The following is a 26,177-nucleotide window of genomic DNA, read 5'->3' as shown; positions in this document are numbered from 1 at the left end:
AAAGGCTGGCGATGATAGCAGACCAGACCTTTGCTGAACACCAATCACCCTAATACCCCTGATACATTTCATCAATCGGCCTGACGACGCAGGAAAGCCGGGATGTCCAGGTAGTCCAGGTCATCTTGCGGGTTCATCTTCGCGGCAGTCGCAGCACCGGCCTGAGCCTGGTTGCGCATGACGGTCGGACGATCCAGGTCACGGTAGTTCACCGCAGGCTGTTCTTGACGAACAGGGGCTTGTTGTTGTGGCTGGGAAGCCATCGAGGTGTGAACGGTATTGTCGATGACCTTCACAGGCTTCTCGATTTTAGCGCCTAAACCAGTGGCAACAACAGTCACGTGTAGCTCGTCGCGCATATCCGGATCGATAACGGTACCGACCTTGACCATTGCGTGCTCGGAAGCGAAGGCTTCGATGATGCTACCCACGTCGGAGTACTCGCCCAGGGACAGGTCAGGACCGGCGGTGATGTTCACCAGGATGCCGCGTGCGCCTTGCAGGTTCACGTCTTCGAGCAACGGGTTGCGAATGGCCGCTTCGGTGGCCTCACGTGCACGGTTCGGACCGCTGGCGCAGCCAGTGCCCATCATCGCCATGCCCATTTCGCTCATCACGGTACGCACGTCGGCAAAGTCGACGTTGATCATGCCCGGACGCTTGATGATGTCGGAGATACCGCGAACGGCGCCGGCCAGTACATCGTCGGCCTTGGCGAAAGCCGACAGCAGGCTTGCGTCTTTACCGAGGATGGTCAGCAGCTTCTCGTTGGGAATGGTGATCAACGAGTCGACGCTTTCAGACAGCAGACGAATACCTTCGTCGGCGATCTGCATACGCTTGCGACCTTCGAACGGGAACGGACGAGTCACCACCGCAACGGTGAGGATCCCCATTTCCTTGGCCACTTCGGCAATGATCGGCGCAGCACCGGTACCGGTACCACCGCCCATGCCGGTAGTGATGAACACCATATTGGTGCCCTGCAGGACTTCGGCAATGCGCTCACGGTCTTCGAGAGCGGCCTGACGACCTACTTCAGGGTTGGCGCCAGCGCCCAGACCTTTGGTCACGCCGGTACCCAGTTGCAGGATGGTCCGCGCGCCGATGCTTTTCAGCGCTTGGGCATCAGTGTTGGCGCAGATGAATTCAACGCCTTCAATGTTGCTCTTGACCATGTGATTGACAGCGTTGCCGCCGCCACCGCCAACACCGATAACTTTAATTACCGGGCTTGCGGGGATGTTGTCTACGAGTTCGAACATTTTCCCTCTCCTTACATTCTCTAGTTTTTTCGCCTACTGCTGTTTGAAGCGGTGTTGCGGTAAAGCTTTAGAAATTGCCTTGTACCCAGCTCTTGAAGCGATCGAGCAAGGCGACTTTCGGTTCGTCATTGCTGTAGCTGTCGCGGCTGCCGATGCCCGAGAACGAAATCCCGTCGGACTGCTTCTGCAGGCCGTACATCAACAGGCCAACGCCGGTGGAATAAATCGGGTTGCGGACCACGTCGTCCAGACCCTTGACGCCATGCGGCACGCCCAGGCGAACCGGCATGTGGAAGATCTCTTCGGCCAGTTCGACCGCGCCTTCCATCTTCGACGTACCGCCGGTCAGCACGATGCCGGCCGGGATCAGGTCTTCGTAGCCACTGCGACGCAGCTCAGCCTGGATCAGGGTGAACAGCTCGTCGTAACGCGGCTCGACCACTTCGGCCAGGGCCTGACGGGACAGCTCGCGCGGTGGACGATCGCCGACGCTCGGCACCTTGATGGTTTCACCGGCACCGGCCAGTTTGGCCAGGGCGCAGGCGTAGCGAATCTTGATTTCTTCGGCGTACTGGGTCGGGGTGCGCAACGCCATGGCAATGTCGTTGGTCACCTGATCGCCCGCAATCGGGATCACCGCGGTGTGACGGATCGCGCCTTCGGTGAAGATCGCGATGTCGGTGGTGCCGCCGCCGATGTCCACCAGGCACACGCCCAGCTCTTTCTCGTCGTCGGTCAGGACCGAGTAGGCCGAGGCCAACTGCTCGAGAATGATGTCGTCGATTTCCAGGCCGCAGCGGCGCACGCATTTTTCAATGTTCTGTGCGGCGTTGACGGCGCAGGTGACCACGTGAACCTTGGCTTCCAGACGTACGCCGGACATGCCCAGCGGCTCGCGAACGCCTTCCTGGTTATCGATCACGTAATCCTGCGGCAGGGTGTGCAGCACACGCTGGTCAGCCGGGATCGCCACAGCCTGGGCGGCGTCGAGAACGCGCTCAAGGTCGGCGGAACTGACTTCGCGATCACGAATCGCCACGATGCCGTGGGAATTCAGGCTGCGGATGTGATTGCCGGCCACGCCGACAAACGCCGAGTGGATCCGGCAACCGGCCATCAGCTGCGCTTCTTCAATCGCGCGCTGGATCGACTGGACGGTGGACTCGATGTTCACCACTACGCCTTTTTTCAGGCCGCGGGACGGATGAGTACCGATCCCGACGATTTCGAGCGTGCCGTCGTCCGAGACCTCGCCTACCAGCGCCACCACCTTGGAGGTGCCGATATCGAGACCGACGATCATTTTGCCGCTTTGCACGTTTGCCATGGGTCCTGCCTCTTCTTAATTCTTCGCGACAGCGGGTTGGGCTGTCGTGGGCGCTACAGGTTCCCGCCAGCCAACAGCGAGGCCGTTGGCATAGCGCAGATCGATGCGCGCAATGTTCGTAATCTGCTCTTTGAGCGTCTTGTCATAGATGGCAATGAAGCGGCGCATCTTTTCCACCAGCTTGCCGCGTCCCAGCAGCAGTTCGATTCCCGGGCCCGCGCTGCCGGCGCCGGTGGTCAGGAACCAACTGCCTCGTTCACGCAACTCCAGGCGTGCAATCGAGAAGCCTAATGGCCTGAGCATCTGGCTCAGTACCTGGTATTGCTGCATCACTTGCTGCTGGGCCCGCTGCGGGCCGAACAGCTGTGGCAAGTGTTCGTAGTTCGCCAGCTCGCGCGGGGTGAACGCCTGTCCCTGGTTGTTCAACAGCGATTCATCGCCCCAACGGGCCACCGGCAGTTGTTCTTCCAGGCGAATCACTACCTGATCCGGCCATACCCTGCGCACTTCGGCGTGGGCAATCCATGGCATCTGTTCAAGCTCGGTGCGCATGCCCGCCAGGTCGATGGTGAAGAAGCTCGACGCCACGAATGGGGCGATCCGCTGCTGCACCGCTTGCTGACTGATGTAACTCAAGTCGCCCTGCACCGCGATCTTGGTGATCGGCCGGTCGGCGTACGGCAGCAAACGCTGTGCGCCTTCATAAGTGCCGAACCCCAGCGCAACCAGCAGCACGGGCCAGAACAGGCTTTTCAGAAAACCAAAGTTGGCTTTCGGCAGGCGCGCGGACATCGGCTCTTTGGCAACCATTCGGCTGGCACCCCGCGGCACCGGCTTGCGGCCGGGTGCGGAAGGCTGATGTCTAAGCTGTGCGCCTTGCATCGTCTTAACCTCTAGGTTCTTCAACACTGGCGGCCAGAATCGCCAGAACCAGTTGCTGGAAATCCAGGCCAGCGGCACGGGCCGCCATCGGAACCAGACTGTGATCGGTCATGCCCGGTGCGGTGTTGACTTCCAGGAACCAGAACTGCCCGTCGGCGTCCTGCATCACGTCTGCCCTGCCCCAACCGGCGATACCCAACGCCTCACAGGCTTTGGCCGTGAGGTCCATGAGTTCTTTTTCTTTGTTGCTTTCCAGGCCACACGGAATCCGGTACTGGGTATCGGAAGCCACGTACTTGGCGTCGTAGTCGTAGAAAGTGTGTGGCGTGCCCAAGGCAATCGGTGGCAACACCTGGTCACGCAGGGTGGCGATGGTGAACTCCGGACCTTGAATCCATTGCTCGACCAACACTTGCGAATCGTAGGTACTGGCCGCTTTCCAAGCGTCGATCAATTCGGACGCGGAAGTCACTTTGGCCATCCCGATACTGGAACCTTCATGGGCCGGTTTGACGATCAAAGGGAAGCCCAGTTCCGTGGCCGCCGAAATACAATCGGCCTCAGAGCTCAGTACCGCATGGCGTGGCGTCGGAATACCAAGACTGTGCCAGACCTGCTTGGTGCGCAGTTTGTCCATGGCCAGTGCCGAGGCCAGAATGCCGCTGCCGGTGTACGGAATGCCCAGGCATTCGAGCAGGCCCTGCATGCTGCCGTCTTCACCGCCACGACCGTGGAGGATGATGAAGGCGCGATCGATTTTTTCGCTCATCAGACGCTGCAGCAGGTCATCGCCCACATCAAGACCGAAGGCGTCCACACCGGCGCTTTGCAGTGCTTCGAGTACTGCGTTACCCGACTTCAGGGAGACCTCACGCTCGGCACTTTTACCGCCGAACAGCACGGCGACACGGCCGAAGTCTTTCGGCGCGATAGTGGAGACGAGGTTGGCATAAGCAGCAGTCATTTCAACTTCCCCACGCTTGGCGCGGCAACCGCACCAGCGAACAACGGACTATTCAACAGTTTCGGTGCGAGACCGCCGATATCACCGGCGCCCTGGCACAACAGAATGTCGCCGGCACGCAGCAGCGGCTTGACGATTGGCGCGAGGTCGATACCGCGCTCGATGTAGATCGGGTCGAGCTGACCACGCTGGCGAATGCTGTTGCACAGCTTGCGGCTATCAGCGCCCGGGATCGGCTCTTCGCCGGCCGGGTAGACTTCCATCAGCAGCAGCACGTTGGCGTCGGCCAGCACATTGACGAAATCGTCGTACAGATCGCGGGTGCGGCTGTAACGGTGCGGCTGGTAAACCATCACCAGACGGCGCTCCGGCCAGCCACCGCGCACGGCTTTGATCACGGCCGCGACTTCAGTCGGGTGGTGACCGTAGTCGTCCACCAGCATCACGTTGCCGCCTTCAACCGGCAGCTCGCCGTACACCTGGAAGCGGCGACCGACACCCTGGAACCCGGACAGGCCCTGGACGATGGCTTCATCGCTGACGCCTTCGTCGGTGGCGATGCAAATGGTCGCCAGCGCGTTCAGCACGTTGTGGTTGCCCGGCATGTTCACCGACACATCCAGTGGCTCGCGGTCAGGGCGCAATACGGTGAAGAAAGTCTGCATGCCCTGCTGACGCACATTGATCGCGCGCACGTCGGCGTCTTCGCCGAAACCGTAAGTGACCGTCGGACGTTTCACCTGCGGGAGGATCTCACGCACTACCGGATCGTCCAGGCACACCACAGCCAAACCGTAGAACGGCAGGTTGTGCAGGAACTCGACGAAGGTTTTCTTCAGTTTGTTGAAGTCGCCGTCGTAGGTCGCCATGTGGTCGGCGTCGATGTTGGTGACCACGGCCACCAGCGGCTGCAAGTGCAGGAAGCTGGCATCGCTTTCGTCGGCTTCGGCAATCAGGTAACGGCTGGTGCCGAGCTGGGCATTGGTGCCCGCGGCGTTCAGACGACCACCGATCACGAATGTCGGGTCCAGGCCACCGGCGGCGAACACCGAAGCGATCAGGCTGGTGGTGGTGGTTTTGCCGTGGGTACCGGCGACGGCGATGCCGTGGCGGTAGCGCATCAGTTCGGCCAGCATCTCGGCGCGCGGCACCACCGGAATCCGGCGTTCCAGGGCGGTGGCGACTTCCGGGTTGGAAGTGTTCACGGCGCTGGAGGTGACCAGCACATCGGCGTTCGCGGTGTTCTCGGCACGGTGGCCGATATAGATGTGGGCACCGAAGGATTCCAGGCGCTCGGTCACCGGCGATGCTTTCAGGTCGGAACCGGACACTTCATAGCCCAGGTTCAGCAACACTTCGGCAATGCCGCACATGCCCACGCCGCCGATACCGACGAAGTGGATGCGACGGATGCGGCGCATTTCCGGGTGCGGCATGGCTTTCTTGTTCTCAACCATGGGCCACCTCCAGGCAGGTATCGACCACGTTACGAGTGGCATCGGGTTTGGCCAGGCGGCGTGCCGCGGTGGCCATGTCGTTGAGTCGTTGCGGTTGCATCAAGACCTCTGTCAGGCGAGCGGCAAGATCCGCTGCGCCAGTCGTTCTTTGCGGCATCAGGAGGGCAGCGCCTTCACGGGCCAAATAATCGGCGTTGCGGGTCTGGTGATCGTCGATCGCGTGGGGCAAGGGCACCAGCATCGAGGGCAGACCGGCAGCCGCCAGTTCACTGATGGTCAGCGCGCCTGCGCGGCACACCACCAGGTCGGCCCAGCCATAGGCTTGGGCCATGTCTTTGATGAAAGGCTGCACTTGCGCCTCGACGCCAGCCGCGCGATAGCGCTCTGCAGTCACTTCATCGTGGTTTTTGCCGGCCTGATGAAACACGTCCGGACGCAGGTCGGGGGCGACTTGCGACAGGGCTTCAGGCAGCAACTTGTTCAACGGCTCTGCGCCCAGGCTTCCGCCCAGGATCAGCAAACGCGCCTTGCGACCGGCCAGGGCAGGTCGCGGTGTTTCGAGGAACAGCTCGGTGCGCACCGGGTTACCGGTGGTGCGACGGCTGCTCGACAGGGTAAAGGTGTCGGGGAACGCTTCACAGACTCGGGCGGCCAACGGCACCAGCAACCGATTGGCGGTACCTGCCACAGCGTTCTGCTCATGAACAATCACTGGCACGCCGGCCAGTTTGGCTGCAACGCCGCCGGGGCCGGTCACGTAACCACCGAAGCCGACCACACACACCGGCCGCAACTGACGAATAATCGCCCGCGCCTGCCAGATCGACTTGAGCAACATGAACGGTGCCTTGAGCAGGGACAATTTGCCCTTGCCGCGCAAACCGCTGGCGTTGATCCGATGCAATTCAAGACCGGCCGCCGGCACCAGATCGTTTTCGATCCCGCGCGGCGTGCCCAGCCAGTGCACGGTGTAACCGCGGGCCTGGAACTCTCGAGCGCAGGCCAACGCCGGGAACACGTGCCCCCCGGTGCCGCCAGCCATGATCAATACGTTAGCGCCCATGGTTCGGCTCCTCGGCGAAGTCGCTCTCATGGAACTCCATTTCTTCACTGCCCAAGTGGGTTCGACTCTCCCACTCGATGCGCAGCAACAAACCAAGACAGGCACAGCAGATCACCAACGAACTGCCGCCATAACTGAGGAATGGCAGGGTCAGACCTTTGGTCGGCAGCAAGCCGACGTTCACCCCGATGTTGATCAGGAACTGACCGATCCACAGGAACGACAAGCCATACGCGATGTAAGCGGCGAAAAACTGTTTGGCCTTCTCGGCCCAATAACCGATGTACATGCCACGAATACAGACAAAGACGAACAGCGCCAATGTGCACAACGAACCCACAGCACCCAGTTCTTCGGCCAGGACCGAGAACACGAAGTCGGTGTGGGCTTCCGGCAGGTAGAACTGTTTCTGCACGCTGTTGCCCAGGCCAACGCCCAGCCATTCGCCACGACCGAAAGCGATCAACGCTTGAGACAACTGATAGCCAGCACCGAACTGGTCGGCCCACGGGTCCGCAAAGTTGGTCAGACGCGCCATTCGATAGGGCTGCATTTGAATCAACAACACCACCGCACCGACAGCCAGGACAACCATCAAGGAAAAACGGAACAGCCCGACGCCGCCGAGGAACAGCATCGCCGCAGCAGCCCCCATCATCACGACGGTGGCACCGAAGTCCGGTTCCATCAGCAACAGGCCCGCCATCGGCAGCAGCACGATGAACGGTTTGAAGAAGCCCATCCAGCTTTCACGCACTTCTTTCTGGCGACGCACCAGATAACCGGCGAGGTAGATCACCACGAACACCTTGGCGATCTCGGAAGGCTGAACGTTGAAGAAACTGAAGCCGATCCAGCGCATCGAACCGTTCACTTCACGGCCGATCCCGGGGATGATCACCATTACCAGCAAACCGAACGCACCAATCAGCATCAGCCAGCCCAGGCGTTGCCAGGTAGCAATCGGAATCATCATGGTGACGATGCAGGCACCAAGGCCCAGCGCCACGTAGATAAGGTGGCGAATCATGTAATACAGGGCACTGCCCGACTGCACCGCTGCCACTTCGGTTGATGCCGATGCAATCATCACCAGCCCAAGACCCAGCAGCGCCAGGCAACCGGCGAGCATCGGGAAATCGAGGTCGATGCCGCGCCCGGTGATGATCGGCGACGGGTACGGCTTGATGATATTCAGGAGGCTCATGCCAAGTCCTCCACGGCGCGGACAAACTGGTGACCGCGATCTTCGTAGTTCTTGAACATGTCGAAACTGGCGCAGGCCGGCGACAGCAGCACCGCGTCGCCCGGTTCGGCGATGGCGCGGCATTGCGCGACAGCTTCGTCCAGCGAATTGACGCGAATCAGTGGTACGCCATCGCCGATGGCCTGGGCGATCAACTCGGAATCCCGGCCCATCAGCACCACGGCACGGCAGTTGGCCGCGACCGGATCACGCAGGTCCTTGAACTCGGCACCCTTGCCATCGCCACCGGCGATCAGCACGAGTTTGCCGTCAATGTCTGCACCCAGGCCTTCGATGGCGGCCAGAGCGGCACCGACGTTGGTGGCTTTGGAATCGTTGTAGTAGCTCACGCCATTGAGGTCGCGAACCCATTGGCAGCGATGCTCGAGGCCGGCGAAGGTACGCAGGCTCGAGAGCATGGCGTCAAACGGCAGCCCCACGGCGTGGCCCAGCGCCAAGGCCGCCAGGGCGTTGGACTGGTTATGCGCGCCACGAATCTTCAACTCGCGTACTGGCATCAGGTTCTGGAATTCGAAGGCCAGGTATTTCTCGCCCTCCTCTTCCCGGATACCAAAGGCCTTGAAATCGGGTTTGCTTAAACCGAAAGTCCAGCACGGCTGACCTTCGCCCATCAGCGGACGGCTCAGGGCGTCCTGACGATTAACCACAAACTGCTTCGCGCCCCGGAAGATCCGGTGCTTGGCCAAGTGATAGGCCGGCAGGCCGCTGTAGCGGTCCATGTGGTCTTCGCTGATGTTGAGCACGGTCGCCACTTCGGCGTTGAGTTGATCGGTGGTTTCGAGCTGGAAGCTCGACAACTCCATCACGTACAACTCGATGTCGTCGCTGAGCAAATCCAGCGCCGGCGTGCCAAGGTTGCCGCCGACGGCCACACGCTTGCCGGCCGCAGCCGCCATCTCGCCCACCAGCGTGGTGACGGTGCTTTTCGCATTGGAACCGCTGATGGCGACAATCGGTGCCTTCGCGTTACGCGCGAACAGCTCGATGTCGCCGGACAACTTCACGCCACGGGCGGCGGCAGCCTGCAGGGCCGGGGTCGCCAGCGCCAGGCCGGGGCTCACGTAGAGCTCGTCGGCACGGCACAGGAATTCGACGTCCAGCTCGCCACAACGCACTTCCACGTGCGGATAGTCACGCTTGAGCGTGGCCAGTTCCGGTGGATTTTCCCGCGTATCGGCGACAGCAAACGACACGCCCCGGTTCGCCAGGAAGCGAACCAGGGACATGCCGCTCTTGCCGAGGCCGACAACGATGCGGAAGTGGTCAGAAGCGATCAGAGACACTCGTTCTACCTCAGCTTCAGGGTGGCAAGGCCGACCAGTACCAGAATCACGGTGATGATCCAGAAACGGACGATCACACGCGGCTCGGGCCAGCCCTTGAGTTCAAAGTGGTGGTGTATCGGTGCCATGCGGAACACACGGCGACCGGTCAACTTAAAGGAGGCAACCTGGATGACAACCGACAGGGTCTCCATCACGAACACGCCGCCCATGATGAACAGGACGATTTCCTGACGGACGATCACCGCGATGGTGCCCAGGGCCGCGCCCAGCGCCAGTGCGCCGACGTCGCCCATGAACACCTGGGCCGGATAGGTGTTGAACCAGAGGAACCCCAGGCCCGCGCCGATCAACGCGCCGCAGAACACGATCAACTCACCCGCGCCCGGTACATAAGGGATCAGCAGGTATTCAGCGAATTTCACGTTACCCGACAGGTAGCAGAAGATCCCCAAGCCGCCGCCGACCATTACGGTAGGCATGATCGCCAGACCGTCGAGACCATCGGTCAGGTTGACCGCGTTGCTCGAGCCGACAATCACGAAATAGGTCAGGACGATGAAACCCGCGCCCAGCGGAATGCTGTAGTCCTTGAGCATCGGCAGGATCAGGGTGGTTTCTACCGGCGTCGCTGCAGTCATATAAAGGAAGATCGCCGCGCCCAGGCCGAACACCGACTGCCAGAAATACTTCCAGCGGCTCGGAAGGCCGCGGGAGTTTTTCTCGATGACTTTGCGGTAATCGTCGACCCAGCCGATGGCGCCGAACAGCAGGGTGACCAACAACACGACCCAAACGTAACGGTTGGCCAGGTCAGCCCAGAGCAAGGTACTGACACCGATGGACGAAAGAATCAGCGCGCCGCCCATGGTCGGGGTGCCCGACTTGGACAGGTGCGATTGCGGACCGTCATTGCGAACGGATTGACCGATCTGACGGTTCTGCAAGGTGCGGATCATCCACGGGCCATAGCACAGCGACAAGACCAGCGCGGTCAGCACACCAAGGATCCCGCGCAGGGTCAGGTACTGAAAGACCGCGAAGCCTTTGTAGAACTGTTGCAGATACTCCGCTAGCAGCAGCAGCATTAATGTTTCTCCAGACGGGTCCCGCACAAAGCGGCGACGATGTTTTCCATCGCGGCGCTGCGCGAGCCCTTGATCAAAATGGTGGTGTTTGTGTCCTGCTCGGCTTCCAGGGCCTTGATCAGCTCAGCCTGAGTGCTGAAGTGAAAAGCCTGCTCGCCGAAAGCGTTCACGGCGTGAGCCATCATTGGCCCGACCGCGTAAAGCGCGGAAACTTTGCCGCGGGCGTACTCGCCCACGTCGCGGTGCCCCTGCTCCGCCCAATCGCCCAACTCGCCGATATCTCCGAGCACCAAAACGGTGCGACCGGAAAAGCCGGCGAGTATATCAACGGCGGCGCACATGGAGGTGGGGTTTGCGTTGTACGTGTCATCGATCACGCGCATACCGTTAGTTGCCAGTTGCGCGACGGTGCGGCCCTTGACCGGTTGCACCGCGCCGAGACCGGTGGCGATGCCGAACAGCGACACGCCCAAGGCATGGGCTGCAGCGGCGGCGGCCATCGCATTGGCGACGTTATGGGTGCCGAGCAGGTTCAGCTGAACCCGCTCCACACCTTCAGGGCTGTGCAGGTTGAACGCCGGGCAACCGCGAGCATCGCGATCCAGATCGCTGGCGTAGAAGTCGGCGCTGATGTTGCTCAAGGCAAACGTCAGCACTTTGCGACCGGCGGCTCGGGTTTTCCAGATTTCAAACGCCTTGTCGTCGAGATTCAGCACGGCGATGCCATCGGCATCCAGCCCTTCGAGAATCTCGCCCTTGGCTTCAACTATTTTTTCCGGCCCGCCGAACTCGCCGACGTGGGCGGTTCCGGCGTTGTTGATGACAGCCACGTGGGGCTTGGTCATGCCGACGGTGTAGGCAATCTCGCCGAGTCGCGAAGCGCCAAGTTCGATCACAGCCGCGGTATGCTCCGGTGCCAGTTCGAGCAGGGTCAGCGGAGCGCCCAGGTCATTGTTCAGGTTGCCACGGGTCGCCAGCACTGGACCGCGCGTGCGCAGGATGCTCGCGAGCATTTCCTTGACCGTGGTCTTGCCGCTGGAACCGGTGATGGCCACCACCGGCTGAGTGAATGCCGCACGGTTCATCGCGCCCAATTGGCCGAGGGCCTGGCGGGTGTCCTTGACCAGCAGTTGCGGCAGCGCGCTGTCGGTGACTTCGCGCTCGACCAAGGCACCCACGGCACCTTTGGCTGCGACGTCATTGAGGTAGTCATGGCCATCGAAACGCGGGCCGGCCAGAGCAATAAACAACTGGCCGGGCGTGATCGCGCGGCTGTCGATGCTAACGCCGTCGAAGCTGGCGTCGCTGGCAATCAGACGGCCATTCAATGCGCCGGTCAGTTCGCTCAGTTTCATGGCTTTAAGCATGGGCCACCTCCCATGCGGTCAGGGCGTGATCGGCTTCGACCAGATCGGAGAAAGCGTGACGCTCGCCATTGATTTCCTGATAGTCCTCGTGACCTTTACCGGCCAGGACAACCACATCATCCGCCGAAGCACTGGCGATCAATTGGGCAATCGCCTGGCCACGGCCGGCAACGAAGGCAACTTTATCCACTGCGGTGAAACCGGCGCGAATGTCGTCGAAAATCACGGTCGGGTCTTCGGTGCGCGGATTGTCATCGGTGACCAGTACGCCATCGGCCAGACGCTCGACCACTTCCGCCATCAGCGGACGCTTGCCGCGATCGCGATCACCACCGCAACCGAACAGGCACAGCAACCGGCCTTTGGCGTGAGGACGCAGGGCCATCAAGACTTTTTCCAGCGCATCCGGTGTGTGGGCGTAATCGACCACCACCAATGGCTGAGTACCGCCGCCCAGGCGCTGCATGCGACCGGCCGGGCCTTCGAGTTTCGGCAGCACTTTGAGGATTTCGTCCAGCGCGTAGTCCAGCCCGAGCAAGGCGCCGATGGCGGCCAAGACGTTGCTCAAGTTGAAACGACCGAGCAAGGTACTGCGCAAATGGTGCTCGCCTTGCGGCGTGACCAATGTGGCGCGCACGCCTTCGTCATCGAACTGCGCTTCGCGGCAATACAGGTAGGCGCTGGAATCTTCCAGGCTGTAAGTGATCAGTCGCGACTCGCCTTTATCGGCAGCCAGTTGCCGACCGAAATCGTCATCCAGGTTGACCACCCGGCATTTCAGATCATTCCAGGCGAACAACTTGGCCTTGGTTTCGCCATAGGCCTGCATGGTGCCGTGATAATCCAGATGATCGCGCGACAGGTTGGTCATCACCGCCACATCGAATGCCAACGCAGTCACGCGGCCCTGATCCAGGCCGTGGGAAGAGACTTCCATGGCCACAGCTTTGGCGCCGGCCTTTTTCAGATCGGCGAGGGTCGCTTGCACCGCAATCGGGTTCGGTGTGGTGTGCAGACCGCTTTCCAGCGCGCCGTAGAAACCGGAGCCCAGAGTGCCGACGATGCCGCAGTGCTGACCGAGCAGGTCGAGCGCCTGGGCGACCAATTGGGTCACGCTGGTTTTACCGTTGGTGCCGGTCACGCCGATCAGGTTCAAATGACGGCTCGGGTCGCCATAAAAGCGCCCGGCGATGTCCGACAGCTGCGCCGCCAGACCTTTGACCGGAATCAACGGCACATCGGTGATCGGCAGCACAGTCGCGCCTTCGACTTCATAAGCCACGGCAGCAGCGTCGCGTTGCAAGGCGTCGGCGATATGCGCACGCCCGTCGAACTTGCCACCAGGAACCGCGAGAAACAGATCGCCTGCTCGTACGTTGCGGCTGTCCAGCGCCAATTCGCGGATCAACAGATCGCGGCCGGCGTGGGCGAAAATCTTGTTCAGGCTCAGCGACATCAGCCGCGCCCTCCATTAGCTTTCAGCGGAACGACCGGTACGGCGTTCGCTTGTTGAGTGGCAGGCAGGTTGTCCGGAGTGACGTTCATCAGGCGCAGGGTCCCGGACATCACTTTGCTGAACACTGGCGCCGATACCAGACCACCGAAGTAACCGGCCTTGGTCGGTTCATCGATCACCACCACGATTGCGTAACGCGGATCGCTCATCGGGCCGAAGCCGGCGAACAGCGAGCGGTAGGAATTCTCTGCGTAGCCTTTGACGCCGACCGACGTTTTACGCGCGGTACCCGATTTGCCGCCCACGTGATACGCCGGCACCTGCGCACGGAATACACCGCGCGGGGCTTCGATCACTTGTTGCAACATGGTTTGCATGGTTTTCGCGACGGCTTCCGGCAATACCTCTGTGGTTTGCGGCGCCTTGTCGGTTTTGATCAGGGTCAGCGGCGCGAGGCGACCATTGTTGGCCAGGGCCGAAAAGGCGTGGACCAACTGGATCGCAGTCACGGAAATACCGTAGCCATAGGACAGCGTGGCAGTTTCAGCCTTGCGCCATTCGCGGTAGTTCGGCAGGTTGCCGACGCGCTCGCCCGGGAAGCCGAGGCCGGTGTCCTGGCCGAGGCCGACTTTCTGCGCCAGGCGGAAAATCGTTTCGCCGCCGATATCGAACGCGACCTTACTCATGCCGACGTTACTGGAATTGATCAGGATACCGGTCAGGTCGAGTACCGGACCTTCACTCTTGGATACGTCCTTGATGGTGTACTTACCAATCTGCAAAGTGCCTGGATATACCTCGACGGTATCGGTCGGCTTCCAGCGCCCGGTTTCGATCGCGGCACTCATCGAGATCGCCTTCATGGTCGAGCCCGGCTCGAACACATCGATCATCGCGCGGTTACGCATCATCGCCGGCTGCAGGTTGCGACGGTTGTTCGGGTTGTAAGTCGGCTGGTTGACCATGGCCAGGATCTCGCCGGTCTTCACGTCCATGATCACCAGGCTGCCAGCCTTGGCGCCGTTCTCGATGATCGCGTTGCGCAGTTCACGGTTGGCCAGGTATTGCAGACGCAGGTCAATGGACAACGCCAAGGGCTTGCCGGCCTTGGCGTTTTTGGTGACCTGGACATCTTTGATCAGCCGGCCGCGCCGGTCCTTGATCACCTGTCGCTTGCCGGGCACGCCGGCGAGCCATTCGTCGTAGGCCAACTCGACGCCTTCGCGCCCGTGGTCATCGATGTCGGTAAAGCCGACCATGTGGGCGGTGACTTCGCCGGCCGGATAGAAACGCCGGAACTCTTCGATGCCATAAACGCCCGGCACTTTCAGATCGAGCACAGCCTGGCCCTGCTCGGGGGTCAGCCCGCGCACCAGATAAATGAATTCTTTGTTGGCCTGGGCTTCGAGACGCTCGGCCAGGGCTTTCGGGTCCTGCCCCAAGGCAGCCGCGAGTGCTGGCCACTTCTCTTTGGCTGTTTGCATTTCCTTGGCATTGGCCCACAGGGTGGTGACTGGGGTACTCACGGCCAAAGGCTCGCCGTTACGGTCGGTGATCAGACCACGGTGAGCCGGAATTGGAATATGACGAACGCTGCGCGCATCGCCCTGACCTTTAAGGAAGGCACGGTCGACCACTTGCAAATCGATGATGCGCCAGGCAATCGCCGCCACCATGATGCCGAGCAACCCGACCACCAGACGGAACCGCCATGGAAAGAGCGCGCCTTCGAGTTTCATCATGGCGCCACCATCTGCACTTCAGCGGCGCCAGGAATGCGCATCTTCAGTTGCTCGGTGGCCAGGACTTCGATACGGCTGTGGGCGGTCCAGGTGCTCTGTTCGAGAATCAACCGGCCCCACTCCGCCTGCGCCTTGTCGCGCACGCTCAGTTCGCCGTACAGCGAATTCAGCAGCTGACGGTTCCAGTGCGCGCTATAGGACACGCCAATGGCCGACACGAGCACGCCGACAAACAACAGCAGCATGAAAAAGCTTCCGCCGGGAAGTGGCTTGGCGAAAAGCTTGCTCACCGCAACTTCTCCGCGACACGCATGACGGCGCTACGGGAACGTGGGTTGGCTTTGAGTTCGGCGTCGGAGGCCGTCTGCGCTTTGCCATGGATTTTGATTACCGGTTCGAAAGCGACGTGACGGACCGGCAGGTTGCGCGGCAGGTTGTCGGCTTCGCCTTTCACCAGCTTGCGCATGAACAGTTTGACGATGCGGTCTTCCAGCGAATGGAAGCTGATGACGACCAGACGGCCGCCCACTTCCAGGCATTCCAGTGCGGCTTCGAGGCCGGCTTCCAGATCGCCCAGTTCGTTGTTGACGTGAATGCGCAGGCCCTGGAATGCACGGGTGGCCGGGTTCTTGCCCTTTTCCCATGCCGGATTGGCGACTTTCAGCACTTCAGCCAGATCGCCAGTGCGTTCGAACGGCTTGATGTCGCGACGCTCAGCCACGGCACGCGCCATGCGACCGGAGAAACGCTCTTCGCCGTATTGCTTGAACACCCGGGCGATTTCTTCCACCGGCGCGGTGTTGACGAACTCGGCGGCGCTGATTCCACGGGATGGGTCCATGCGCATGTCCAGCGGACCGTCATTGAGGAAACTGAAACCGCGTTCAGGGTCGTCGAGTTGCGGCGAAGACACGCCGAGGTCGAGCAGAACACCGCTGACCTTGCCGGCCAGACCGCGTTCGGCGACTTCCGAACCGAGTTCGGCAAAGCTGCGCTGCACAACGACAAAGCGGCCGTCTTCGGCCGCTAGCGTTTGCCCGGTGGCAATCGCTTGAGGATCTTTGTCGAATCCGAGCAACCGGCCATCTGGTCCGAGCTGGCTGAGGATCAACCGACTGTGTCCGCCACGTCCGAACGTACCGTCCAGATAGCAGCCATCAGGACGTACGGCGAGAGCCTCGACGGCTTCGTCAAGCAGTACGGTGATGTGGTTAAAGCCGCTATCAATAGTCACAGGATTAAATCACGCAGTTCATCAGGCATGGCGCCCGGTTGTTGAATAGCAGCCAGGTCAGCGGCAGAAACCGCATTCCAGGCATCCTCGTCCCACAATTGGAACTTGTTCAGTTGGCCTACCAACATTGCGCGCTTATCCAACTTGGCATATTCGCGAAGACGTGGCGGAACCAGAAAACGACCACTGCCATCGAGCTCGAGGTCGACGGCATTACCAATCAGTAAACGTTGCAGGCGGCGGTTCTCTTCGCGAAGCGAAGGCAGTGCGCGCAGTTTGGTTTCGATAATTTCCCACTCATCGAGGGGATAAACACACAAACACGGATCAACGGCATCGATGGTGACGATTAATTGACCGGAACTACGCGAAACCAGCTCGTCACGGTACCGGCTCGGCATAGCGAGACGGCCCTTTGCATCGAGACTGATAGCGTTAGCTCCGCGAAACACGTCAGCGTTTCTCCAAATATTAGCGTTTTACGCTCAAAAAACCCACTTCATGCCACTTTCCGCCACTTGCGCACACTATAGGAATGCGCCCACCACACCGTCAAGGCGCTGATTAAAGGAAAACCCTTACAGAACGGAGATTTAGGAGCGCAAAAGGAGGGTTAACGAGAATCTGACGGATGAATTCGCTCAATAACTTGAATCAGCACAGAAGGCTGCGTTCAGAAGTTAAAGTAGTTTGTTAAGAGTAAGATTTTTTCGGTATTACAAAAGCGCTTCTGCTATTGATTCAGCAGGGAGGGAAATTGCCATTACACACATCGCTGCCAATGACTCGGCAGAGAGGAAAAAAGGTGGAGAGTCGATCTGTAAGCCGGGTTCTGTCTTGAACAGTCATTCGTCTACGATGGCCATCACTGGACATCTTTAGCAACCTACCCGGTCCCAGCGCGGGCCACGCCTTGGGACCCTATTTGGTCTTGCTCCAAGTGGGGTTTACCTAGCCACGAACTGTTGCCAGACGTGCGGTGCGCTCTTACCGCACCTTTTCACCCTTACCGGCGCCGAAGCGCTTAGGCGGTTATTTTCTGTGGCACTTTCCGTAGGCTCACGCCTCCCAGGCATTACCTGGCACTTCGCCCTATGGAGCCCGGACTTTCCTCCCCCCCCTAATTTTCATAGAGGGCAGCGACTGTCCGATCGACTCTCCGCCGCGAAGATTAACGGCAGAGCGGCCGAAGAACAAGCGCTAAAAGCCTCTGGCCGGCGCTGCATGTCGGTTTACTCGCCCTTCTGTTTATCCAGCGCGACCTGATAGAGCACATTCTTGCGTTCGCCGGTAATTTGCGCTGCCAACGCCGCCGCACGCTTGAGCGGCATCTCTTCGAGTAGCAGGTCGAGAATACGCATGGCTTCACTGCTGACCGCGTCTTCGGTCTCAGGGGCAGTCCAGCCCGCCACCAGCACCACACACTCGCCACGCTGCTGATTGCTGTCCGATTCGACGAACTCGCGCAACTCGGCCAGCGGCAAGCCTTTGAGGGTTTCGAAGGTCTTGGTCAGTTCACGCGCCAGCAACGCCGGACGCTCGGCACCAAATACCAACTCCATGTCTTGCAGGCATTCAAGGATCCGATGGGGTGCTTCATAGAAAATCAGCGTACGCGGTTCTTCTTTTACCAGTTCCAGACGAGCACGTCGGCCGACAGCCTTGGCCGGCAAAAAACCTTCGAAGATGAAACGGTCGGACGGCAGCCCCGCCGCCGACAACGCAGCAATCAAGGCACATGCACCCGGAACCGGCACCACATTGATTCCCGCGGCACGGGCCTGACGCACCAGGTGATAACCCGGATCGGAAATCAGCGGCGTCCCGGCGTCGGAAATCAACGCCACATCGTCGCCCGCCAGCAGACGGGTGATAAAGCGGTTACCCTCCTCCCGCTCGTTGTGTTCATGGCAGGCCGCCAGCGGCGTGGGAATGCCGAAATGCTGCATCAATCGCTGGGAATGACGAGTATCTTCGGCCGCGATCAAGGCGACCTCGCGCAGGATCTTCAGCGCACGCGCACTGATGTCGTCCAGGTTGCCGATGGGCGTCGCCACCACATAAAGCGAGCCAGCAGCGGAATTCAAAGCACCTGGAGCAGTCAAAGCGCACACCTCATGATCGGTAAAAGGCGACATTGTAGCGCGTAGCGACGCTTGCGATACGTCTCGCCCTCCCCGGGTTTTCCAGTCTTTTGTGCAGTGCTGCAACATTTGCACGAGCTAAATTGATCGATTCACGCCAGTAACATCGCGCCCCGGCCAGTGCTTGGGTACAATTCCACGCTAATTTGATCGAGTATCAGGAACACTTACATGATCGCTTGCCTGCGGCTGCTCACTGCCCTCTGCCTCGCTGCCTTGCTGGCGGCTTGCGCCAGCTCGCCCTCTTCCAGCCTTGGCGAACTTCCACGGACCCCGGACGCCAGTATCGAGCAACTGCTCGAACAGGCCACGCAAAGCAAAGATCCGGAAAAAGCCGCTCTATTGCGTTTGAGCGCAGCAGACCTGGCTTATCGTCAGGGCAATGCCGGCCAGTCCGCGCAAATCCTGCAACAGGTGCCGGTGGAACAACTCAAGCCTGGTCAACAAGTCTTCGCCAACACCCTGGCGGCTGAACTGGCCATGGTCCGCAATCAGCCCAAAGCGGCGCTGACAGCCCTGAGCCATCCGAGCCTGCAACGCCTGAGCGAACTGCCCGTCGAACAACAGGTTCGCACCGGCACCGTTCATGCCCGCGCCCTTGAGGCCGACGGCCAGACCCTGGCCGCCGCACGGGAGCGCATCTTCATTGCCCCGATGCTTGAAGGTGAAGCAGCCAGCAAAAACCACGAAGCAATCTGGACCCTGATCGCGTCGCTGCCGACCGATCAATTGCAGCCGACCACCGACGATGACCTCGGCGGCTGGATCCGTCTGGCGCTGGCGGTGAAAACGGCCGGCACCCTGGAACAGCAGCAAGCCGCGATCGACCACTGGCGCGAACAAAATCCCAAGCATCCGGCCGCCATCCAGTTGCCATTGCCACTGACCAAACTCAAGGAACTGGCCAGCCAGCCCCTGAGCAAAATTGCCCTGCTGCTGCCGCAAGACGGCCCGCTGGGTTCGGTTGGCAAAGCACTGCGCGAAGGCTTCATGGCCGCTCACTACCAGGCGCAACAAGCCGGGCAGAAGCCGCCAGCCATCGAGTTCTATGACAGCTCGCGCCTGACCTCCCTCGACGAGTTCTATCGCAAGGCCCAGGCCGATGGCGTGCAACTGGTGGTCGGCCCGCTGGAGAAGCCGCTGGTCAAACAGCTCAGCGCGCGCCCGCAACTGCCAATCACGACCCTGGCGCTGAACTACAGCGAAGGCGAACAAGGTCCGGCCCAACTGTTCCAGTTCGGTCTTGCCGCTGAAGACGAAGCCCGCGAAGTGTCCCGTCGTGCACGCGCCGACGGTCTGCATCGCGCTGCCATCATGGTGCCGAAAGGCGAATGGGGCGACCGCGTACTCAGGGCGTTCAGCCAGGATTGGCAAACCAACGGTGGCAGCATCGTCGCCACCGAACGCGTCGACCAGCCAGTGCAACTGGCCCAGCAGATTGCCGACATGTTCCAACTGCGCCAGAGCGAAGGCCGCGCCAAGAGCCTGCAAAGCACCGTTGGCTCGCAGGTTGCCGCACAACCTTCGCGTCGTCAGGACATCGAGTTCATCTTCCTGGCCGCGACGCCGCAACAGGCTCAACAGATCAAACCGACCCTGAACTTCCAGTACGCGGGTGACGTGCCGGTTTACGCCACCTCCCACGTATTCAGCGCCAGCGGCGACCAGAACCAGTACAACGACATGAACGGTATTCGCTTCTGCGAAACCCCATGGCTGCTGGATGCCAACGACCCGCTGCGTAAACAAGTCACTGCACAATGGCCACAAGCCGGCGGCAGCCTGGGCCGCCTGTACGCGATGGGCGTTGACGCGTATCGCCTGGCACCGCGCCTGGGGCAACTCAAGGCCTTGCCGGACAGCCGCATCCAAGGCCAATCGGGCAGCCTGGGCATGACTCAGAATCAACGGGTCGAGCGTCAGTTGCCATGGGCAGAGTTCACCAACGGTCAGATTCAACGCCTGCCGGACACCTCGCGCTGATGCCTGACAGGTCACGCCAGCAAAGCGGTAAAGATGCCGAGCGTCATGCGCTCGAGCATCTTCAACAACAAGGTCTGCGCCTGCTGGCGCAGAACTGGTTGTGTAAACGCGGCGAGCTTGATCTGGTCATGCTTGATGGCGATACAGTAGTATTCGTCGAAGTCCGCTATAGAAAAAACACCCAATGGGGTGGCGCTCTCGATAGCATCGATGGGCGCAAACGGCAGAAACTGATTTTTGCCGCGCAGTATTTTCTTCAGCGCGAGTCGCGTTGGGCCAATTCCCCCTGCCGCTTCGACGTGGTTGCCATCGACAGCAACCTTGATCAGTTGAACTGGTTGCAGAATGCCTTCGACAGCTGATCGCTTGCGTCCCGAACCGGACACCTTCACCCAACACTTTTGCTCTTTGCTTTGCGGGCTGCACATTCATGTGCCGAGTAGCCGCGCTAATTAAGGTCACACAGATGGACATGCAATCGCGAATTCGCCAGCTTTTTCAGGCCAGTATCGACACCAAGCAACAGGCGATGGACGTACTTGCACCGCACATCGAGCAAGCCAGCCAGGTCATGGTCAACGCCCTGCTCAACGAGGGCAAGATGCTGTCGTGCGGCAACGGCGGTTCCGCCGGTGACGCACAGCACTTCTCGTCCGAGCTGCTCAACCGCTTCGAGCGCGAGCGCCCGAGCCTGCCCGCCATCGCGCTGACCACCGACAGCTCGACGATCACCTCGATCGCCAACGATTACAGCTACAACGAAATCTTCTCCAAACAGATTCGTGCCCTCGGCCAGCCGGGTGATGTTTTGCTGGCGATTTCCACCAGCGGCAACTCGGCAAACATAATTCAAGCGATCCAGGCCGCACATGATCGCGAAATGATTGTCGTAGCATTGACCGGTCGTGATGGCGGCGGCATGGCGTCACTGCTATTGCCTGAGGACGTCGAGATTCGCGTACCGGCCAACGTCACCGCACGTATTCAGGAAGTCCACCTGCTGGCGATCCATTGCCTTTGCGATTTGATCGACAGCCAACTGTTCGGGAGTGAAGAATGACCCCTAATCGCCTAGGCCTTCTGGCCTTGACCCTGTGCCTTGGCATCAGCGGCTGCACCTCGGTGGTTAACGCCAGCCGTGAAGCGCCGATCGATGATGACCGTGGCACTCGTACCTTCGGCAGCAAGATCGACGACTCCCTGATCGAAACCAAGGCCGGTGTAAACATCGCCAAGGCCGATCCTGACCTGGACAACAACTCGCACATCGTCGTCACCAGCTTCAACGGTGTGGTGCTGCTCGCCGGCCAAACCCCTCGCGCCGACCTCAAGGCCAAGGCCGAACAGGTTGCCGCCGCCGTTCAGCGGGTGAAGAAGGTGCACAACGAACTGCAAGTACTGGCGCCCTCCTCGCTGCTGGCGCGCCAGAATGACACCTGGCTGACCACCAAGATCAAAACCCAGATGCTCACCGACGCCTCCATCCCGGGGTCGCGTATCAAGGTTGTGACCGAAAACGGCATCGTCTACTTGCTGGGTCTGCTGACCAAGCAGGAAGCGGCACAGGCGACCAATCTGGTACAAGGCGTTTCCGGCGTGCAGAAGATCGTGAAGTTGTTTGAGTACATCGACTGATACTTGCTTACCGGCGGTGGCATCCTCGAGATCGCCATCGCCCCTGTAGGAGCTGCCGAAGGCTGCGATCTTTTGATCTTGAAAAGCAAAATCAAAAGATCGCAGCCTTCGGCAGCTCCTACCCGTTTGAAGGTGGTGAAGTAATAAAAAAGGCGATCCATTCGGATCGCCTTTTTTATTACTTCACCACCTTCAAACTCGGTCGACCGCTGGGACGCGGCGGCTCGCTGTCGGGTGGCGGAACATCATCATCCGGTTCGATCTCTTCCTCGTCTTCCAGAGGCGATTCCATATCGAACACCATGCCCTGACCGTTCTCCCGAGCGTAAATGCCCAGGATCGATGCGATAGGCACGTACAGGGTATGCGGCACGCCACCGAAGCGCCCCTCGAAACTGACTGCCTCGTTGTCCATGTGCAGATGACGCACGGCTGCCGGGGAAACGTTCAGGACAATCTGTCCGTCACTGGCAAAACCCTGAGGCACCTGCACCGATGGATACTCGGAATTAACCAGCATGTGCGGGGTGCAATCGTTGTCCACAATCCACTCGTAGAGCGCGCGGACCAGATAAGGTCGACTGGAGTTCATAGCGGCTCCTTAAGCCTTAGCGCATATCGCGTTCGACACCAGACAGACTCGCCTGGAAAGCCTCACGCGCAAACGAGCGCTCCATATAATCAAGCAGCGGCTTGGCAGGCCGCGGCAGTTCAATACCCAGAATCGGCAATCGCCAGAGTATTGGCAATAGGCAGCAATCCACCAGACTTTGTTCCTCACTGAGGAAAAACGGCTTGTCGGCAAACAACGGCGACACGCCTGTCAGGCTTTCGCGCAGCTCTTTACGAGCCACGACACGGGCTGCTTCCTTGGTCCGCGAATCCAGAATCAGATCCACCAGACCACACCAGTCACGCTGAATGCGATGAATCAGCAGACGACTGTTGGCACGCGCCACAGGATAAACCGGCAGCAATGGCGGGTGCGGGTAACGCTCATCCAGATATTCCATCACCACGGTCGACTCCCACAACGCCAGGTCACGATCGACCAGGGTGGGCAGGCTTCCGTAAGGGTTCACTTCAATCAGTTTAGGCGGCTGGCGACCAGCTTCCACGTAAATGATCTCGGCGCTGACACCCTTCTCTGCAAGTACGATGCGCACTCGGTGGGAATAGTGGTCGGCGGGGTCGGAGTAACAGGCCAACCGATTGGTCACGCCCATGGCGGTCCTCCTCGCTTGTTGAAATTATCGGAAACGGAAAAACACGCGCGCCCAGAGGGCGCCTCCCGTAACGCCTGGATCACCAGACTCGTTACACCTTCAGAGACGCCCCTGGGCGCGCGCGATTAACAGCAATGGCTTACAGCTCTATCAATGGACGTCTTTCCAGTATTCACGCTTGAGCAAGTAAGCGAATACGAAGAAGAACGCCAGGTACAGCAACACATAGGTACCGATGCGCTGATGCTGCAGCTTCACCGGGTTGGCCGAGTAGGCCAGGAAGGTCACCAGGTTCTTGACCTTCTCGTCGAACTGCTCTTCGTTCAGCGTGCCGGTTTTCGGCAATACAGTCAGTTGATCGCAGGCTTCATGGGTCAAAGCGGTGCCGGTCAGCGGATCGTATTGCTTCTTGCCGTCTTCGACGATTTGAACTTGTTTACAGCCTACCACCTGACGACCCTGCAGGCCGACCAGAACGTTAGGCATGCCGACGTTCGGGAACACCTTGTTGTTCACGCCCCAAGGACGCGACGGGTCTTCATAGAAGGAACGCAGGTAGCCGTAGAGCCAGTCTGTGCCACGAACACGAGCCACCAGCGTCAGGTCGGGCGGTGCCGCACCGAACCAGGCCTTGGCATCAGCCGGTTGCATGCCGATGTTCATGTGGTCACCGATCTTGGCGCCGGTGAACACCAGCTTCTCAAGCATCAGCTCATGAGGAATGCCCAGGTCATCGGCAACACGCTCGTAGCGCTGGAACTTGGCGCTGTGGCAGCCCATGCAATAGTTGGCGAACGTACGTGCGCCGTCCTGCATGGCAGCCTTGTCAGAAACGTCGATATCGACCTTTTCCAGCTCCGGACCACTCGATGTCGATGCGAAAGACAGTACAGGCATCGCCGCAAGAATCAGTACAGCAAATAGCTTTTTCATCAGCCAGTCACCCTTTCCGGAACCGGTTTGGTCTTCTCGAGCCTGGTGTAGAACGGCATCAGAATGAAGTAGGCGAAGTACAGGAAGGTACATACCTGCGACAGCAACGTACGGCCTGGCGTTGGAGCCAGAACACCCAACACACCCAGGATCACGAACGAGATGCAGAACACCCAGAGCCAGATCTTGCTCAGCCAGCCTTTGTAGCGCATCGACTTGACCGGGCTGCGATCCAGCCATGGCAGGACGAACAGCACAGCGATGGCCGCGCCCATGGCGATTACGCCGAGGAGCTTGTCCGGAACCGCCCGCAGAATCGCGTAGAACGGTGTGAAGTACCAGACTGGAGCGATGTGCTCAGGGGTCTTGAAGGCGTTCGCCACTTCAAAGTTCGGCTTCTCGAGGAAGTAGCCGCCCATTTCCGGGAAGAAGAATACGATCGAGCAGAAGATGAACAGGAACACCACCACGCCGACGATATCTTTCACGGTGTAGTACGGGTGGAAGGCAATGCCGTCCAGCGGTACGCCGTTTTCGTCTTTGTGCTTCTTGATGTCGACGCCATCCGGGTTATTCGAACCGACTTCGTGCAGCGCCAGAATGTGCACCACCACCAGACCGAGGATCACGATCGGCAGGGCAACCACATGCAAGGCGAAGAAGCGGTTAAGGGTAATACCGGAAATCAGGTAGTCACCACGAATCCACTGGGTCAGGTCGTTACCGATGACCGGGATCGCACCGAACAGCGAGATGATTACCTGGGCACCCCAGTAGGACATCTGACCCCACGGCAGCAGATAACCCATGAAGGCCTCAGCCATCAGCGCCAGGTAGATCAGCATGCCGAACACCCACACCAGCTCGCGCGGCTTCTGGTACGAACCGTAAAGCAGGCCACGGAACATATGCAGGTAAACGACGATGAAGAACATCGAAGCCCCGACTGCGTGCAGCATGCGCAGGATCGAGCCGTGCTCGACGTCGCGCATGATGTATTCGACGGAAGCAAACGCCTCTTCCGCCGACGGGGTGTAGCTCATGGTCAGCCAGACACCGGTAACGATCTGGTTGACCAGAACGAGCAGCGCCAGCGAGCCAAAGAAATAGAAGAAGTTGAAGTTCTTCGGGGCATAGTACTTGCTGAGATGGTCTTCCCACATTTTGGTCGCGGGAAAGCGTGCATCAACCCAATCCATGAACTTGCTCATCACGCTTTCTCCGTATCGACGCCAATGACAATGACGTCATCGGTCTCATAGGAATGCGGGGGAACTGGCAGGTTCAAAGGCGCAGGTTGCGACTTGTAGACGCGGCCAGCCAAATCGTAGTGAGAACCGTGGCAAGGGCAGAAATAACCCCCTACCCAATCCTTGCCCAGGTCTGCAGGTGCCACTTCTGGACGGAAAGTCGGTGAGCAACCCAGGTGTGTGCAAATACCGATCAGCAGCAGAACTTCTGGCTTGATCGAACGCGTCTCCGGGTCGACATAGGTCGGTTGCGTCGAGTTCTTGGAGGTCGGGTCAGACAGCTGGCCCTCGATCTTTTTAAGATTCCCCAGGATTTCCTCGGTACGGCGGACAATGAACACCGGCTGGCCGCGCCACTCAGCAATCATTTGCTGACCTGGCTCGATTTTGCTGACATTCACTTTCACCGGTGCACCTGCGGCTTTCGCCTTGGCACTGGGAAACCATGACCCCACGAACGGGACCGCAGCCCCCACCGCTCCTGCAGCACCCACCACGGATGTGGCTGCTACCAAGAAGCGACGCCGGCCTGCATTCACGCCGTCATTGCTCATTCAGTCCTCTCCCATCAGCTTTGTGGCCTGTTAAATCAGGCGTCTACTAAGTAAAAA

The 26,177-nt window shown here is 59.8% G+C and carries 25 protein-coding genes and 1 other RNA gene; 4 read left to right on the top strand and 22 right to left on the bottom strand.

The annotated features are described in order from the left end of the window. Window positions 1-71: 71 nt before the first annotated feature. From ftsZ to rsmI, 17 genes are all read right to left on the bottom strand, one after another. On the bottom strand, window positions 72-1,265 hold the full coding sequence (gene ftsZ, locus TU81_RS12465) for a cell division protein FtsZ (RefSeq protein ID WP_007904318.1): 1,194 nt from the start codon (window positions 1,263-1,265) through the stop codon (window positions 72-74). A 67-nt stretch (window positions 1,266-1,332) separates the two neighbouring features. Beyond that, window positions 1,333-2,592 carry a cell division protein FtsA gene (gene ftsA / locus TU81_RS12460; protein ID WP_007904319.1) on the bottom strand — a complete coding sequence of 420 codons (1,260 nt, stop codon included), beginning with the start codon at window positions 2,590-2,592 and terminating at the stop codon, window positions 1,333-1,335. 15 nt (window positions 2,593-2,607) lie between these two features. Beyond that, a complete protein-coding gene (locus TU81_RS12455; RefSeq protein ID WP_038981637.1) occupies window positions 2,608-3,474 on the bottom strand; it encodes a cell division protein FtsQ/DivIB in 867 nt (288 codons plus the stop codon). 4 nt (window positions 3,475-3,478) lie between these two features. Further along, window positions 3,479-4,438 (bottom strand): D-alanine--D-alanine ligase, encoded by a 960-nt coding sequence (locus TU81_RS12450; RefSeq protein WP_048395391.1) that lies wholly within the window; start codon window positions 4,436-4,438, stop codon window positions 3,479-3,481. Continuing rightward, window positions 4,435-5,895: a UDP-N-acetylmuramate--L-alanine ligase gene (murC, locus tag TU81_RS12445; protein WP_038981635.1), complete on the bottom strand. Its 1,461-nt coding sequence runs from the start codon at window positions 5,893-5,895 to the stop codon at window positions 4,435-4,437. Before murC ends, TU81_RS12450 begins: the two co-directional genes overlap by 4 nt. Next, the gene (murG, locus tag TU81_RS12440) at window positions 5,888-6,958 is read right to left on the bottom strand and encodes an undecaprenyldiphospho-muramoylpentapeptide beta-N-acetylglucosaminyltransferase (protein WP_038981634.1); all 1,071 of its coding nucleotides are present in this window, start codon (window positions 6,956-6,958) and stop codon (window positions 5,888-5,890) included. Before murG ends, murC begins: the two co-directional genes overlap by 8 nt. Continuing rightward, complete coding sequence (gene ftsW, locus TU81_RS12435) at window positions 6,948-8,165, bottom strand: putative lipid II flippase FtsW (protein ID WP_038981633.1); 1,218 nt, start codon at window positions 8,163-8,165, stop codon at window positions 6,948-6,950. Before ftsW ends, murG begins: the two co-directional genes overlap by 11 nt. After that, entirely contained in the window at window positions 8,162-9,508 is a 1,347-nt protein-coding gene (gene murD / locus TU81_RS12430; RefSeq protein ID WP_048395390.1) for a UDP-N-acetylmuramoyl-L-alanine--D-glutamate ligase, read from the bottom strand. The genes ftsW and murD overlap by 4 nt, the downstream gene beginning before the upstream one ends. 5 nt (window positions 9,509-9,513) lie before the next feature. Then, window positions 9,514-10,596 carry a phospho-N-acetylmuramoyl-pentapeptide-transferase gene (gene mraY, locus TU81_RS12425; protein WP_007904350.1) on the bottom strand — a complete coding sequence of 361 codons (1,083 nt, stop codon included), beginning with the start codon at window positions 10,594-10,596 and terminating at the stop codon, window positions 9,514-9,516. Beyond that, window positions 10,596-11,963 carry a UDP-N-acetylmuramoyl-tripeptide--D-alanyl-D-alanine ligase gene (locus tag TU81_RS12420; RefSeq protein WP_048395388.1) on the bottom strand — a complete coding sequence of 456 codons (1,368 nt, stop codon included), beginning with the start codon at window positions 11,961-11,963 and terminating at the stop codon, window positions 10,596-10,598. Before TU81_RS12420 ends, mraY begins: the two co-directional genes overlap by 1 nt. After that, entirely contained in the window at window positions 11,956-13,419 is a 1,464-nt protein-coding gene (locus TU81_RS12415) for a UDP-N-acetylmuramoyl-L-alanyl-D-glutamate--2,6-diaminopimelate ligase (RefSeq protein ID WP_048395386.1), read from the bottom strand. Before TU81_RS12415 ends, TU81_RS12420 begins: the two co-directional genes overlap by 8 nt. After that, on the bottom strand, window positions 13,419-15,158 hold the full coding sequence (locus TU81_RS12410) for a peptidoglycan D,D-transpeptidase FtsI family protein (RefSeq protein ID WP_173667541.1): 1,740 nt from the start codon (window positions 15,156-15,158) through the stop codon (window positions 13,419-13,421). Before TU81_RS12410 ends, TU81_RS12415 begins: the two co-directional genes overlap by 1 nt. Next, entirely contained in the window at window positions 15,158-15,451 is a 294-nt protein-coding gene (gene ftsL / locus TU81_RS12405; protein ID WP_038981628.1) for a cell division protein FtsL, read from the bottom strand. The genes TU81_RS12410 and ftsL overlap by 1 nt, the downstream gene beginning before the upstream one ends. Beyond that, window positions 15,448-16,395, bottom strand: a complete 948-nt coding sequence (rsmH, locus tag TU81_RS12400) for a 16S rRNA (cytosine(1402)-N(4))-methyltransferase RsmH (protein ID WP_038981627.1) — start codon at window positions 16,393-16,395, stop codon at window positions 15,448-15,450. Before rsmH ends, ftsL begins: the two co-directional genes overlap by 4 nt. Beyond that, the gene (mraZ, locus tag TU81_RS12395) at window positions 16,392-16,847 is read right to left on the bottom strand and encodes a division/cell wall cluster transcriptional repressor MraZ (protein ID WP_003205355.1); all 456 of its coding nucleotides are present in this window, start codon (window positions 16,845-16,847) and stop codon (window positions 16,392-16,394) included. The genes rsmH and mraZ overlap by 4 nt, the downstream gene beginning before the upstream one ends. 353 nt (window positions 16,848-17,200) lie before the next feature. After that, an RNA gene (gene rnpB / locus TU81_RS29130) (RNase P RNA component class A) lies at window positions 17,201-17,554 on the bottom strand. 73 nt (window positions 17,555-17,627) lie between these two features. Then, complete coding sequence (gene rsmI, locus TU81_RS12390; RefSeq protein WP_161794736.1) at window positions 17,628-18,533, bottom strand: 16S rRNA (cytidine(1402)-2'-O)-methyltransferase; 906 nt, start codon at window positions 18,531-18,533, stop codon at window positions 17,628-17,630. A 177-nt stretch (window positions 18,534-18,710) separates the two neighbouring features. Here rsmI and TU81_RS12385 point away from each other — a divergent pair, with 177 nt between their 5' ends. The 4 genes from TU81_RS12385 to TU81_RS12370 all read left to right on the top strand — a co-directional run bounded on the left by TU81_RS12385 (window position 18,711) and on the right by TU81_RS12370 (window position 22,157). Next, window positions 18,711-20,522 carry a penicillin-binding protein activator gene (locus TU81_RS12385; protein WP_038981625.1) on the top strand — a complete coding sequence of 604 codons (1,812 nt, stop codon included), beginning with the start codon at window positions 18,711-18,713 and terminating at the stop codon, window positions 20,520-20,522. Further along, window positions 20,522-20,884 carry a YraN family protein gene (locus TU81_RS29555; RefSeq protein WP_007904371.1) on the top strand — a complete coding sequence of 121 codons (363 nt, stop codon included), beginning with the start codon at window positions 20,522-20,524 and terminating at the stop codon, window positions 20,882-20,884. The genes TU81_RS12385 and TU81_RS29555 overlap by 1 nt, the downstream gene beginning before the upstream one ends. A gap of 104 nt (window positions 20,885-20,988) precedes the next feature. Next, window positions 20,989-21,582 (top strand): phosphoheptose isomerase, encoded by a 594-nt coding sequence (locus TU81_RS12375; RefSeq protein ID WP_007904374.1) that lies wholly within the window; start codon window positions 20,989-20,991, stop codon window positions 21,580-21,582. Continuing rightward, window positions 21,579-22,157 carry a BON domain-containing protein gene (locus TU81_RS12370; RefSeq protein WP_030129808.1) on the top strand — a complete coding sequence of 193 codons (579 nt, stop codon included), beginning with the start codon at window positions 21,579-21,581 and terminating at the stop codon, window positions 22,155-22,157. Before TU81_RS12375 ends, TU81_RS12370 begins: the two co-directional genes overlap by 4 nt. Before the next feature lie 178 nt (window positions 22,158-22,335). Here TU81_RS12370 and TU81_RS12365 read toward each other — a convergent pair whose 3' ends face one another. The 5 genes from TU81_RS12365 to petA form a co-directional block, all read right to left on the bottom strand. Continuing rightward, window positions 22,336-22,749 (bottom strand): ClpXP protease specificity-enhancing factor, encoded by a 414-nt coding sequence (locus TU81_RS12365; RefSeq protein WP_008004998.1) that lies wholly within the window; start codon window positions 22,747-22,749, stop codon window positions 22,336-22,338. Between the two features lie 16 nt (window positions 22,750-22,765). After that, window positions 22,766-23,383 (bottom strand): glutathione S-transferase N-terminal domain-containing protein, encoded by a 618-nt coding sequence (locus tag TU81_RS12360; RefSeq protein ID WP_007905304.1) that lies wholly within the window; start codon window positions 23,381-23,383, stop codon window positions 22,766-22,768. Between the two features lie 150 nt (window positions 23,384-23,533). Continuing rightward, entirely contained in the window at window positions 23,534-24,316 is a 783-nt protein-coding gene (locus TU81_RS12355; RefSeq protein WP_038981623.1) for a cytochrome c1, read from the bottom strand. After that, complete coding sequence (locus TU81_RS12350; protein ID WP_038981622.1) at window positions 24,316-25,527, bottom strand: cytochrome b; 1,212 nt, start codon at window positions 25,525-25,527, stop codon at window positions 24,316-24,318. The genes TU81_RS12355 and TU81_RS12350 overlap by 1 nt, the downstream gene beginning before the upstream one ends. Next, a complete protein-coding gene (gene petA, locus TU81_RS12345) occupies window positions 25,527-26,120 on the bottom strand; it encodes a ubiquinol-cytochrome c reductase iron-sulfur subunit (RefSeq protein WP_038981621.1) in 594 nt (197 codons plus the stop codon). Before petA ends, TU81_RS12350 begins: the two co-directional genes overlap by 1 nt. Window positions 26,121-26,177: the final 57 nt, after the last annotated feature.

The organism is Pseudomonas lini, from assembly GCF_001042905.1.
Classification (GTDB): Bacteria; Pseudomonadota; Gammaproteobacteria; order Pseudomonadales; family Pseudomonadaceae; genus Aquipseudomonas; species Aquipseudomonas lini.
This window is presented reverse-complemented; position numbering and strand designations above follow the sequence as displayed.